Here is an 11,749-nt window from a genome sequence, read left to right as displayed (position 1 = left end):
CCGACGCCTTGAGACACTTCGCCCATCTCTTACCACCCCCCCGACGGACAACGCGCAACCGCTCCCCCCCCCCGCCCCCCTCGCCCCCCGGGGCCGTCGCGTGCGTGCGGGCGGGCGGCCGCGGCGCGCGCCGTCAACCCCGTCGCGGGCCGGTCGCGCCACGGCTACCGTGCCGGGCATGACGCTGCAGATCGGATACAAGCTCGCCGCCGAAGGCTTCGGCCCGGCCGAACTCGTGCGGCAGGCGCAGCGCGCCGAGGCCGCCGGGTTCGACTTCGTCGAGATCAGCGACCACTTCCACCCTTGGCTGGAGGTGCAGGGGCACTCGCCGTTCGCCTGGTCGGTGCTCGGCGCCATCGCGCAGGGCACCGAGCGGATCGGGCTCGCCACCGGCGTGACCTGCCCGTTCCATCGATACCATCCGGCGATCGTCGCGCAGGCGGCCGCGACGGTGGCGCTGTTGAGCGACGGGCGCTTCACCCTCGGGGTCGGCGCCGGCGAGCGGCTGAACGAGCACATCACGGGCGAACCGTTCCCGGCGGTCGCCGGCCGGCATGCGCGGCTCCGCGAGGCCATCGAGATCATCCGCCTGCTGTGGAGCGGCGGCTTCCACTCCTACGACGGCCGCTTCTGCTCGCTCGAGGACGCCCGCCTCTTCGACCTGCCCGAGGTGCCGCCGCAGATCGCCGTCGCGGCGAGCGGACCGGCGTCGGTCGCGCTCGCCGCGGAGCTCGGCGACGGGCTGTTCGCGGTCGACCCGGACGGCGAGCTCACGGCCGAGTATCGGCGGCTCGGCGGGAGCGGACCGCGGTACGGCGAGGCCTCCCTCGCCTGGGCCGAGTCGGAGGATGCCGCGGTCGAGGCCGCCTGGAGCACCGCCCGCTGGAGCGTCGGCGGGTGGAAGGTGATGAGCGAGCTGCCGAACCCGGTGAACTTCGAGGCGGCCAGCGCCCAGGTGCGCCGGGAGGATGTGGCGGCGAAGCTCAGTTGCGGTCCCGAGCTCGCGGCGCACGTCGAGGCCGTGCGCCCGTTCGTGGAAGCGGGGTTCGACCGCATCGCGCTGATGAACGTCGGACCCGACCCGGACGGCTTCCTCGACGCCTTCGCCGGCGAGCTCGGGGCCGGCCTCCGGGCGCTCGACCCGACGGGGTGACCCCGGCCCGCGACGATCGCGGCCCGGGGCCGGTCCGGCGTGGCGCTCAGCCGGCGACGTCGATCACCCAGGTGACGCCGAAGCGGTCGGCGAGCATGCCGAAGCCCGGCGACCACGCCGAGGCCGCGAGCGGCTCGACGACGGTCGCCCCCTCGGCGAGCCCGGCCCAGGCGCGCTCCGCCTCGGCGAGCGAGTCGGCCCGGAGCGACAGGAAGAAGGGGCGGTCGGTGAGGGTCGCGCCGTGCTCGCGCCGGGTCGCGTCGGGGGAGGCATCCGCCGGCCCGGCGTCGCCGGGCACGTCGTAGGCCATCACGCGGAAGCCGTCGGCGCTCGTGACGCTGCCGAACACGATCCGCTCGGCGTCGGGAGCGTCGCCGGGCATGCCGAGCTCGCCGTAGCTGGTGAGCGCGAGCTCGCCGCCGAAGACGCGGTGGTAGTGCTCGAGCGCCGCGCGGGCGCGGCCGTCGCGGAAGTTCAGGTGGGTGGTGGTGCGCAGGCTCATCGCCGTTCCTCTCGGTCGTGGGCGGCCCGGTTCGACCGCCTGCGCCCAGTGTTCCCGCAGTCGAGGACACCGAATGTCCGCAACTTGGCGCAGACTGGACGGCATGACGGATGGCTCGGCGCGCATGCTCGCACTGCTCTCCCTGTTGCAGGCGAGACGCGAGTGGCCGGCCGCCGAGCTCGCCGGCCGGCTCGAGGTCAGCACCCGCACGATCCGCCGCGACATCGAGCGGCTGCGCGAGCTCGGCTATCGGGTGGCCGCGACGATGGGCCCCGACGGCGGCTACCGGCTCGCCGCGGGGGAGGAGCTGCCGCCGCTGCGCTTCGACGACGAGCAGGCGGTCGCCCTCGCGATCGCGCTGAGCTCGGTCGCGGGCGGCGGCGCGGCGATCGAGGAGGCCGCCGAACGGGCGCTCGCCACGGTGCGGCAGGTGCTGCCCTCGCGGCTCCGGCACCGCGTCGACGGGGTGCGCTTCGCGCACGAGCCGAGCGCCGTGCGCACGGACCCCGAGGTGATCCTCGCCGTCAGCGAGGCGGTGCGCGAACGTCGGGTGCTGCGCTTCGACTACCGGCGCGATGCCGATGCCGAGGCCGAGGCCGAGGGCGGCCCGCCTCGCCGCGTCGAGCCGCACGAGCTCGTCGCCCGCGACGGCCGCTGGTACCTCGTCGCCTTCGAACTCGATCGCGAGGACTGGCGGCTGTACCGGCTCGACCGGATGGCGCCGCGCGCGCCGCACGGGGCGCGCTTCGCCTCGCGGAGCATCCCTCACGGCGACGCGCTGGCCTTCGTGACGGCGCGCTTCCGCGGGGCGGTGGAGCCCGGCGACTCTGCCTCCCGCAGCGCGGCCGGTCCCGCCTGGCCCTGCATCGGCGAGGCGGTGGTGCGCGCCGAGGCATCCGAGCTCGCGCCGTGGCTGGAACCGGGAGAGCTCATCGAGGCGGCCGACGGCCGTTGCCGGCTGGCGCTCGGCTCCTGGTCGTGGGCGGGCGTGCTCGCGCGCCTGCTGCAGTTCGAGCGGCCGTTCGAGCTGCTCGGCCCGCCCGAACTCCTGGCGGCGGCCGACGCAGCCGCCGCGAGGCTCAGTTCGGCCGGTAGAGCGTCGCCTGGAACTCGTACGCGTCGTGCCGGTAGGTGACCCGGCCGAGCAGCACCGGCGTGCCGGAGAGCTCCGAGGCGGTCTCCTCACCGACGAGCACCGGGGCCCCCGCGGCGATGCCGAGCGCGGCGGCGATCGCCTCGTCGGCGGCCTCGGCGCGCACCGTGTAGTCGCTGCGCACCACGCGCAGCCCGCACACCGACTCGAGCGTGCCGTAGAGGGAGGCGTCCTCGAGCATCTCGGGCTCCAGGCCCACCGCCCGCTGCGCCGGGATGATCGACACGTCGTAGCAGATCGGCACCTCGTCGAGCGTGCGCACCCGGTGCACCTCGAGCACGGGGGAGGCCGGGGCGAGGGCGAGACTGCCCGCCTCGCCGAGGCTCGCGGGGCGCACCTCGCTGCGGTGCACCCGGGCCCCTGGACGCAGCCCACGGGCGAGCGCCATCTCGGTGAACGACTGCAGGGCGACCCGCTCCGCCATGTGCGGGGCGGTGACGAACCAGCCGCGCCAGGGGGAGCTCTCCAGCAGGCCGTCGCGCTCGAGCGAGGCGAGGGCGTCGCGCAGCACGACCCGGCTGACCGAGACCCGTTCGGCGAGCTCGCGCTCGCCGGGCAGCTTCTGCCCCGGCTCGAAGACGCCCGCCTCGATCAGTTCGCGGATCGCGTCCCTCGCCCGGGCGGCGGTGCGCCCGAGCTGGCGCGGCGCCGCCGTCGCGGTCGCGTGTTCGCTCATCGTGGCCGCCTCCCCGCCCCGATTCTCCTGAGCGGGTGGCCGCCGGTCAAGCCGGGCCGGCGCGCGCCGCCGGGCGCTCCGCTCACTCCTTCACCGCCCCCGCGACGACGCCCGTGATGAAGCGGCGCTGGAAGATCGCGTAGACGACGAGGATCGGCAGCGCGACGATGACGGCGGCGGCCGCGGTCACCGAGGGATCGAAGTTGCGCGTGCTGCCGGCGAAGAACGAGAGGGCCAGCGGGGCGGTCTGCACGTCGGGGTTCTGCGGCACGAGCACGAGCGCCATCAGGAACTCGTTCCAGGTGTACAGGAAGAGGAGCGTGCCGAGGGTGGCGATCGCGGGCGCGGAGACCGGCATGTACACGCGCCAGAGCGTCGCCCAGCGGCCGGCCCCGTCGATCGACGCGGCCTCGCCGAGCGAGCGCGGCACGTTGGCGTAGGCGGTGCGCATCCACAGCACCCCGAGCGAGACCGAGGTCGCGATCTGCGGCAGGATGAGCGCCCAGTACGTGTTGAGCAGCCCCATGCCCTCGAGCAAGTAGTAGAGCGGCACGATGATGCCCTCGTAGGGCATCACGAGGCCGACGAGCAGGATGCCGAGCAGCAGGAAGCGGCCCGGGAACCGCATGGTGGAGAACGCGTAGCCGGCGAGCACCGAGACGAGGCTCGCCCCGAGCACGACCGCCACGGCGACGACGAGCGAGGACCAGAGGGCCTGGCCGAAGCCGCCCCGCGTCCACGCCGTCGCGAAGTTCTCGAGCGTGAGGCTCGACGGCAGGCCGCCCCCGCCCGTGCGCTCGCCCGAGGGGGTGAGCGCGAGCAGCACGATCGAGAGGAAGGGGAGCAGGGCGAGCAGCGCCCCGACGACGAGCAGCAGGTGCCCCAGGAACTGCTCTGAGCGGCGGATCCTCATCGGGTCCCTCCTCGGGGTGCGGCGGCGTCGCGGTCGTGGGTGAGCCACATCACCGCGCCGACGATGGCGAAGATGAGCAGCGTCAGCACGACGGCGATCGCCGAGGCCCGGCCGACCTGGTGGGTGACGAAGGCCTCGCGGTAGATGAAGTAGGAGGGCACCGTGGTCGAGGTGCCCGGGCCGCCGGCGGTGGTGTTCCAGACGATGTCGAAGTTGCGCAGCGCCGCGGTGATCATCAGCACGAGCGCGACCTGGATCTCGCCGCGGAGCGCGGGGAGGGTGACCGCGAAGAACTCGCGCACGGGGCCGGCGCCGTCGAGGCGGGCGGCCTCGAACTGCTCGGCGGGGATGTTCTGCAGGCCGCTCACGAACAGCGCGAAGGCGAGGCCGAACATCACCCAGGTGCCGATGATGCCGACCGACGGCAGCGCCGTGGTGAAGTCGCCGAGCCAGGTGCGGGTGAGCCCGTCGAGGCCGATCGCGCGCAGCGCGGTGTTCAGCGGCCCGGTCTCGGCGAAGATCCAGCGCCAGGAGATCGCGACGACGACGGTCGAGAGGATGTAGGGCACGAACAGTAGCGCGCGGAAGGCGGCGAGGCCGCGCACCCGGATGCGGGCGATCGCCCCGACGAAGACGAGGGCGAGCGCCGTCGGCAGGAGCGCGTAGAACACCACGAACACGAGGGAGTGCAGTGTCGCCTGCCAGATCTGCGGGTCGGCGAGCACCTCGGCGAAGTTGTCGAAGCCGACCCATTCGCTCGCGGTGATGCCGTCCCAGTCGAACAGCGCGATCCAGATCGACTCCACGACGGGACGCACGAGGAAGACGAGGTAGAACGCGAAGGCGGGGACGAGGTAGAGGTACGCGTCCCAGTCGTAGCGGCGGAGGAGCGGTCGGCGGCGCGGGGCGCTGCCGGTGGCCCGGGCCGGGCCCGGGCGCGGGGGCGAGAGGGTCGTCATCGAGGAGTCTCCGGGTGGATGCCGGGGGCGGGCCGCGATCGGCCCGCCCCCGGTCGCGGTCAGTCGGTGTGGAAGTCGACCCAGTCGGACTGCACGCGCTCGAGCAGCGCGTCGGCGCTCTCGCGTCCGGCGAGCACCTCCTGCAGGCCGCCCGTGAACGTGTCGAACATCGTGTCGGTCGCCCAGTCGTACCAGTAGAGCGGGCCCGCACCGTCGAGCTGGGCGGCGGAGGCGTCGAGCAGCGCCGCGAACATCGCGTCGTCGCCGGCGGCCTCGACCGGCTGGATCGGCACGCGGTGGGTGCCGGCGAGGAGTTCGGCGGACTCGGGGGAGTTCACCATGCCGACGAAGGCGATCGCCGCGAGCGTCGCGTCCGACTTCGAGCTCACGTGCCACGGCATGCCGAAGGAGCCGCTGGAGGCGTAGTCGCCGTCGGAGAGGCCGGGGGTGAAGTCGAAGGCGGAGCCGTCGGAGATCGCGCCGGCGTACCAGTTGCCGCCGATGAAGAAGACGCCCTCGCCGGAGGCGAACGCCGCCGCCGCGTCGTCGGGGCTGGTGCCGTCGTAGCCGGCCGAGACGTAGCCCTTCGCGACCCACTCGGCGAAGCGGTCGAGCGCCTCGCGGTTGGAGTCGACGGCGAAGTCGGCGTCCTTCGCGCCGGTGATCCACGCGCGGGTGTCGGCCGCCGGGGTGAGCGCGCCCTGCAGGATCGAGAAGGTCTGCATCGCGGACGCCTTGTCGGCGTTGCCGAGCACGAGCGGCGTCTGGCCGGCGGCCTTGGCGGCGGCGAAGGCCGCCTCGAGCTCGTCGAGGGTCGTCGGGGTGCCGAGGCCGAGCGCGGCGAGCTTCTCGCGGTTGGAGAACAGGCCGACCATCTGATTGTCGGGCGACATGCCGTAGACGGCGCCCTCGCCGAAGGCTGCGCCGTCCTCGGACCACTGCAGCTGGGTGATGGCGTCGCCCGCGGCGTCGCGGTAGTCGTAGGCGTCGGCGACGTCGTCGAGCGGGCGGATGAGGCCCGCCTTCACGAGCGCGCCGTCGGTGGCCCAGCCCTGGTTGCCCTGGGCGACGTCGGGGGCGTCGGCGGAGTTCATCGCGTTCAGGACCGTCGCGGTGAGGTCGTTGAAGCTCTTGAACTGGATGTCGACGGTGACGTTCGGGAACTCCGCCTCGTAGGCGGGCACGAGCTGGTCCATGAAGTCCTGCTCGCCCTGGTCGGCCCAGACGCTGAGCGTGACCTCGCCGAGTTCGGCGACCTGTTCCGGGGTGACGGGGGCGGTGATCTCCTCGACGGGGGCGGCGGGCTCGGTGCGCGAGCCGCCGGGCGCGCTGCACGCGGCGAGCCCCAGGGCGAGTGCGGTGACCGCGGCGGCGGCACCGGTGAGACGCATTCGACGGGTGGGCATGAGTGGTCCTTTCCGGAGCGGCAGCGATGTCGCTCGCGGGGTGGTCGGCATCGCTGCCGAATCGGGGGAACGCCCGTGCGTCTCGGGCTGTCGCCTTCGGCACCGCGGACGTCGTCATCGTGTCATGATGAGACCAATTAGTCCAGTTTCAGGACCAGTGGTCAGTTCGCTGATCCAACCATCCGCAATTCATGTTACTTTGTCAAGACAAAGTTCCCCCTCGAAACCGGAGCGCCAGCCGTATGAACCCCACCCCCGACGCCGCCCTCGACGTCCTGACCATCGGCCGGGTCGGCGTCGACCTCTACCCGCTCCAGGACGCGACGCCCCTCGAGGAGGTGTCGAGCTTCGGCAAGTACCTCGGCGGCAGCGCGACCAACGTCGCCGTCGCCGCCGCCCGGCACGGACTCGCCGCCGCCGTCGTCACGCGCACCGGCGACGACCCCTTCGGCCGCTTCGTGAGCCAGGAGCTCACCCGCCTCGGCGTCGACGCCCGCTTCGTCGCGCCCCTGCCCGGCCGAAAGACGCCGATCACCTTCTGCGAGATCTACCCGCCCGACGACTTCCCGCTGTACTTCTACCGCGACCCGATCGCGCCCGACCTCCTCATCGAGGCCGCCGAGCTCGACTTCGACGCGATCCGCGACGCCCGCGTCTACTGGGCGACGGCGACGGGACTCTCCGCCGAGCCGAGCCGCGCGGCGCACCACGCCGCCTGGGCCGCCCGCGGCCGCGCGCCGCTCACCGTGCTCGACCTCGACTACCGCGCGGTGTTCTGGGAGCACGAGCAGCTCGCCCGCGAGCAGGTCTCCGCCGCGCTCGAGCACGTCACGGTCGCCGTCGGCAACCTCGAGGAGTGCGACATCGCCGTCGGCGAGCGCGACCCCCAGCGGGCCGCCGACGCCCTCCTCGACCGCGGCGTCGAACTCGCCGTGGTCAAGCAGGGGCCGCGCGGCGTCCTCGCGAAGACCCGTGACGAGACGGTCGAGGTGCCGCCGCACGCCGTGTCCGTCGTGAACGGCCTCGGCGCGGGCGACGGCTTCGGCGGTGCGCTGTGCCGCGGGCTGCTCGCGGGCGAGCCGCTCGACCGGGTCATCCGCTTCGCCAACGCCGCCGGCGCCATCGTCGCCGGCCGCCGCGAGTGCTCCACCGCCATGCCGACGACCGCCGAGGTCGAGACCGCGCTCGCCGCGGCCGCCGAAGGGAGCCGGGATGCCTGAGCCGACCATCGCCGCCGATCCCACCGAGGGCGGGCTGCCGCCCGAGTCCTACGCGGCGCTCCGCGAGGCGCGCGCCGCCGACCCCGACGCGATCGCCCGCGCGCTCGACGCCCGCCGGTCCCGCCAGCTCCTGCGCGGCGACCGCCGGCTGTTCATCGTCGCGGCCGACCACCCGGCCCGGGGCGCGCTCGGCGTCCGCGACGACGACTTCGCCATGGCCGACCGGTACCGCCTGCTCGACCGGCTCGCGGTCGCCCTCCGCCACCCCGGCGTCGACGGCGTGCTCGGCACCCCGGACGTCATCGAGGACCTCGCCCTGCTCGGCCTCCTCGACGACAAGATCGTCGTGGGCTCCATGAACCGGGGCGGCCTGCGCGGCGCCGCGTTCGAGATGGACGACCGCTACACGGGCTACGACGTGCCGACCATGGTGCGCTCGCGCCTCGACTTCGGCAAGCTCCTGGTGCGGGTGAACCTCGAGGACCGGGCCACCGCGCCGACCCTGCAGGCCACCGCCGAGGCCGTCGGTCAGGCCGCCGCAGCCCGCCTGCCGATCATGCTGGAGCCGTTCATGAGCTCCTGGCGCGACGGGCGCATCGTCAATGACCTGAGCGCGGAGGCCGTGATCACCTCGATGGCGATCGCCTCCGGGCTCGGCACGAGCTCGGCGTACTCCTGGCTGAAGCTGCCGGTCGTGCCCGACATGGAGCGCGTGATGGCCGCCTCCACGCTGCCGACCCTGCTGCTCGGCGGCGACCCGCGCGAGCGCCCCGACGAGACCTACGCCTCGTGGGCCGACGCGCTGGAGCTGCCGGGCGTGCACGGGCTCGTCGTCGGCCGCACCCTGCTCTACCCGCCGGACGGCGACGTGCACGGCGCCATCGACACCGCGGCCCGCCTCGTGCATCCGGGAGGCCTGGCATGAGCCCGCGTTGGCTGCACCGGCGCGGCGAGCTCGCCGACGGGCCCTGGGAGTCCGTCGTCGACGACCGCCTCGAGGGCTGGAGCTGGACGGGCCTGCGGGTGGCCGAGCTCGACGGCGACGCCGCGCTCGACCTCCCCGCCGGCGGGCTCGAGCGCCTCGTCGTGCCGCTCGCCGGCAGCTTCGCGCTCGAACTGGAGCACGCCGACGGACGGCGCGAGCGCCTCGAACTGCACGGGCGCGCCTCGGTCTTCGCCGGGCCGAGCGACGTCGCCTACCTCGGCCTCGGCACCGCCGCGACGCTCAGCGGCTCCGGCCGGGTGGCCGTCGCCGAGGCGCCGAGCGACGAGCGCCACCCCTCCCGGCGGATCGCCGCCGAGGAGGTGCCCGTCGAGCTGCGCGGCGCCGGGCGTTCGAGCCGGCAGGTGCACAATTTCGGCACGCCGGAGACGCTCGCGGCCGGGCGCTTCATCGTCTGCGAGGTGATCACCCCGGCCGAGAACTGGTCGTCGTACCCGCCGCACAAGCACGACGAGCACGTGCCGGGCGCCGAGACGCAGCTCGAGGAGATCTACTACTTCGAGGCGGCGGTGATCCGCGGCGCCGAGGCCCCGGCCGGCGCCCGGCCGTTCGGGCTGTTCTCCACCGCGAGCTCCCCGGCCGGCGAGATCGAGATCGACGGCCGGGTGAGCACGGGCGACATCGCGCTCGTCCCCTTCGGCTACCACGGGCCGGCCGTCGCCGCCCCCGGCTACGACCTGTACTACCTGAACGTCATGGCCGGCCCCGGGCCGGAGCGCGCCTGGCGGATCAGCGACGACCCCGCGCACGCGTGGGTGCGCGAGAGCTGGGCGGGCCAGGAGCTCGACCCGCGACTGCCGTACCTCGCCCCCGCCTCGGAAGGAGCACGACCATGACCGCACGCAACGCCACCCGGCGGATGACCGTGAGCCAGGCCCTCGTCGAGTTCCTGGCCAACCAGTGGACCGTCGACGGCGACGTCCGCGAACGCACCATCGCCGGCACCTTCGGCATCTTCGGCCACGGCAACATCGCCGGCGTCGCGCAGGCGCTGAAGCAGCTCGCCCGCGAGGACCCGGCCCGCATGCCGTACCACCAGGCGCGCAACGAGCAGGCGATGGTGCACCAGGCCGTCGGCTACGCGCGCATGCACCGCCGGCGCGCGACCTACGCGTGCACCGCCTCGGTCGGCCCCGGCGCGACGAACATGCTGACGGGGGCGGCCCTCGCCACCACGAACCGGCTGCCCGTGCTGCTGCTGCCCTCGGACACCTTCGCGACGCGCGTCGCCGACCCGGTGCTGCAGCAGCTCGAGCTGCCGCACGACGCGACGGTGTCGGTGAACGACGCGTTCCGCCCGCTCTCGCGCTTCTTCGACCGGGTGAGCCGCCCCGAGCAGCTCTTCTCGGCCGCGCTCGGCGCGATGCGTGTGCTGACCGACCCGGTGGAAACCGGCGCGGTCACGATCTCCCTGCCGGAGGACGTGCAGGCCGAGCTCATCGACGTGCCGCTCGAGTTCCTCCGCGAGCGGGAGTGGCACGTGCGCCGACCGCAGCCCGAGCCGGGCGAGCTCGCCCGCGCCGTGGCGGCGATCCGCGGCGCGGCGGCGCCGCTCATCGTCGCCGGCGGCGGCGTGCTGTACTCCGACGCGGCCGAGGAACTGCGCCGCTTCGCCGAGGCGACGGGCATCGCGGTCGCGACGACGCAGGCCGGCGTCGGCGCCCTGCCGTGGGACCACCCGCTCGCCGCGGGCTCGGTCGGCGCGACCGGCACGACGACCGCCAACCGGCTCGCCGCCGAGGCCGACCTCGTGATCGGCATCGGCACGAGGTACAGCGACTTCACGACCGCGTCGCGCTCGGCGTTCCAGCACCCCGGGGTGCGCTTCGTGAACCTCAACGTCGCGAGCTTCGACGCGATGAAGCACGGCACCGAGCTGCCCCTCGTCGCCGACGCCAGGGCCGGCCTCGTCGCGCTCGGCGCCGAGCTGACCGGCTTCGCGACCTCCGCCGGGTACCGCGGCGCGCTCGCCGAGGGCAAGGCAGCCTGGGACGGCGTGGTGGATGCCGCGTTCGCCCCGAGCGGCCGGCCGCGGCCCGCGCAGTCCGAGATCATCGGGGCCGTGCAGGCGGCGAGCGATCCCCGCGATGTCGTCGTCTGCGCCGCCGGCTCGCTGCCGGGCGACCTGCACAAGCTCTGGCGGGTGCGCGACGAGCTCGGCTACCACGTCGAGTACGCGTACTCCTGCATGGGCTACGAGATCGCGGGCGGCCTCGGCGTGCGCCGCGGCGCCCCCGACCGCGACGTGATCGTCATGGTCGGCGACGGCTCGTACCTGATGATGCACACGGAGATCGTCACGGCGGTCGCCGAGGGGCTGAAGGTGATCATCGTGCTCATCCAGAACCACGGCTACGCCTCGATCGGCGCGCTCAGCGACACGGTCGGCACCGACCGCTACGGCACGCGGTACCGCTATCAGGATGCCGAGGCGAACGACGTCGACCCGGAGCGCGCGCTGCCCGTCGACCTCGCGGCGAACGCGGCGAGCCTCGGCATCGACGTCGTCCGCATCGAGCCGGGTGCCGACGTCGTCGCGCAGCTGGGCGAGGCGGTGCGCGCGGCGAAGGAGTCACCGACCGCGACCCTTATCCACGTCGAGAGCGACCCGCTCATCCCGGCGCCCGACGGCGGTGGCTGGTGGGACGTGCCCGTCGCTGCCGTCTCGGAGCTGTCGAGCACGCAGCGCGCCCGTGCGGCGTACGAGGCGGCCCGCGAGGCGCAGCGCCCGCTCGTCTGAGCCCGCGCGACCGAATCATCGGGG

Annotated in this window: 11 protein-coding genes; 6 read left to right on the top strand and 5 right to left on the bottom strand. The window is 74.1% G+C overall.

The window, feature by feature from the left end; genetic code table 11:
- Window positions 1-178 precede the first annotated feature (178 nt).
- Window positions 179-1,153 carry a TIGR03557 family F420-dependent LLM class oxidoreductase gene (locus ACFWE1_RS05180; RefSeq protein WP_376932422.1) on the top strand — a complete coding sequence of 325 codons (975 nt, stop codon included), beginning with the start codon at window positions 179-181 and terminating at the stop codon, window positions 1,151-1,153.
- Window positions 1,154-1,199: 46 nt separating this feature from the next.
- Here the strand turns inward: ACFWE1_RS05180 and ACFWE1_RS05175 are convergent, their stop codons facing one another.
- Entirely contained in the window at window positions 1,200-1,655 is a 456-nt protein-coding gene (locus ACFWE1_RS05175) for a VOC family protein (RefSeq protein ID WP_376932421.1), read from the bottom strand.
- A 103-nt stretch (window positions 1,656-1,758) separates the two neighbouring features.
- Between ACFWE1_RS05175 and ACFWE1_RS05170 the strand changes: the two genes are divergently transcribed.
- Window positions 1,759-2,790: a helix-turn-helix transcriptional regulator gene (locus tag ACFWE1_RS05170; RefSeq protein ID WP_376932420.1), complete on the top strand. Its 1,032-nt coding sequence runs from the start codon at window positions 1,759-1,761 to the stop codon at window positions 2,788-2,790.
- Here ACFWE1_RS05170 and ACFWE1_RS05165 read toward each other — a convergent pair.
- The 4 genes from ACFWE1_RS05165 to ACFWE1_RS05150 all read right to left on the bottom strand — a co-directional run bounded on the left by ACFWE1_RS05165 (window position 2,735) and on the right by ACFWE1_RS05150 (window position 6,762).
- Window positions 2,735-3,484, bottom strand: coding sequence for a GntR family transcriptional regulator (locus ACFWE1_RS05165; RefSeq protein ID WP_285463052.1), 750 nt, complete (start codon window positions 3,482-3,484; stop codon window positions 2,735-2,737). The genes ACFWE1_RS05170 and ACFWE1_RS05165 overlap by 56 nt on opposite strands.
- 82 nt (window positions 3,485-3,566) lie before the next feature.
- On the bottom strand, window positions 3,567-4,397 hold the full coding sequence (locus ACFWE1_RS05160) for a carbohydrate ABC transporter permease (protein WP_376932419.1): 831 nt from the start codon (window positions 4,395-4,397) through the stop codon (window positions 3,567-3,569).
- On the bottom strand, window positions 4,394-5,356 hold the full coding sequence (locus tag ACFWE1_RS05155; protein WP_376932418.1) for a carbohydrate ABC transporter permease: 963 nt from the start codon (window positions 5,354-5,356) through the stop codon (window positions 4,394-4,396). The genes ACFWE1_RS05160 and ACFWE1_RS05155 overlap by 4 nt, the downstream gene beginning before the upstream one ends.
- A gap of 59 nt (window positions 5,357-5,415) precedes the next feature.
- Window positions 5,416-6,762 (bottom strand): ABC transporter substrate-binding protein, encoded by a 1,347-nt coding sequence (locus ACFWE1_RS05150; RefSeq protein ID WP_376932417.1) that lies wholly within the window; start codon window positions 6,760-6,762, stop codon window positions 5,416-5,418.
- A gap of 242 nt (window positions 6,763-7,004) precedes the next feature.
- On the opposite strand from ACFWE1_RS05150, the gene iolC reads away from it, so the two are divergent.
- The 4 genes from iolC to iolD are packed head-to-tail and all read left to right on the top strand — an operon-like array spanning window position 7,005 to window position 11,725.
- Entirely contained in the window at window positions 7,005-7,982 is a 978-nt protein-coding gene (gene iolC / locus ACFWE1_RS05145) for a 5-dehydro-2-deoxygluconokinase (protein ID WP_376932416.1), read from the top strand.
- A complete protein-coding gene (locus ACFWE1_RS05140) occupies window positions 7,975-8,907 on the top strand; it encodes a deoxyribose-phosphate aldolase (RefSeq protein WP_376932415.1) in 933 nt (310 codons plus the stop codon). The genes iolC and ACFWE1_RS05140 overlap by 8 nt, the downstream gene beginning before the upstream one ends.
- Window positions 8,904-9,821: a 5-deoxy-glucuronate isomerase gene (gene iolB / locus ACFWE1_RS05135; RefSeq protein WP_376932414.1), complete on the top strand. Its 918-nt coding sequence runs from the start codon at window positions 8,904-8,906 to the stop codon at window positions 9,819-9,821. The genes ACFWE1_RS05140 and iolB overlap by 4 nt, the downstream gene beginning before the upstream one ends.
- Entirely contained in the window at window positions 9,818-11,725 is a 1,908-nt protein-coding gene (iolD, locus tag ACFWE1_RS05130; protein ID WP_376932413.1) for a 3D-(3,5/4)-trihydroxycyclohexane-1,2-dione acylhydrolase (decyclizing), read from the top strand. The genes iolB and iolD overlap by 4 nt, the downstream gene beginning before the upstream one ends.
- Window positions 11,726-11,749: the final 24 nt, after the last annotated feature.

The sequence above is a fragment of the Agromyces sp. NPDC060279 genome (genome assembly GCF_042726785.1).
Lineage (GTDB): Bacteria > Actinomycetota > Actinomycetes > Actinomycetales > Microbacteriaceae > Agromyces.
This window is presented reverse-complemented; position numbering and strand designations above follow the sequence as displayed.

Coding starts and splice junctions, on each gene's coding strand:
- ACFWE1_RS05180 (WP_376932422.1), top strand. CDS start 179: ATGACGCTGCAGATCGGATACAAGCTCGCCGCCGAAGGCTTCGGCCCG.
- ACFWE1_RS05175 (WP_376932421.1), bottom strand. CDS start 1,655: ATGAGCCTGCGCACCACCACCCACCTGAACTTCCGCGACGGCCGCGCC.
- ACFWE1_RS05170 (WP_376932420.1), top strand. CDS start 1,759: ATGACGGATGGCTCGGCGCGCATGCTCGCACTGCTCTCCCTGTTGCAG.
- ACFWE1_RS05165 (WP_285463052.1), bottom strand. CDS start 3,484: ATGAGCGAACACGCGACCGCGACGGCGGCGCCGCGCCAGCTCGGGCGC.
- ACFWE1_RS05160 (WP_376932419.1), bottom strand. CDS start 4,397: ATGAGGATCCGCCGCTCAGAGCAGTTCCTGGGGCACCTGCTGCTCGTC.
- ACFWE1_RS05155 (WP_376932418.1), bottom strand. CDS start 5,356: ATGACGACCCTCTCGCCCCCGCGCCCGGGCCCGGCCCGGGCCACCGGC.
- ACFWE1_RS05150 (WP_376932417.1), bottom strand. CDS start 6,762: ATGCCCACCCGTCGAATGCGTCTCACCGGTGCCGCCGCCGCGGTCACC.
- iolC (WP_376932416.1), top strand. CDS start 7,005: ATGAACCCCACCCCCGACGCCGCCCTCGACGTCCTGACCATCGGCCGG.
- ACFWE1_RS05140 (WP_376932415.1), top strand. CDS start 7,975: ATGCCTGAGCCGACCATCGCCGCCGATCCCACCGAGGGCGGGCTGCCG.
- iolB (WP_376932414.1), top strand. CDS start 8,904: ATGAGCCCGCGTTGGCTGCACCGGCGCGGCGAGCTCGCCGACGGGCCC.
- iolD (WP_376932413.1), top strand. CDS start 9,818: ATGACCGCACGCAACGCCACCCGGCGGATGACCGTGAGCCAGGCCCTC.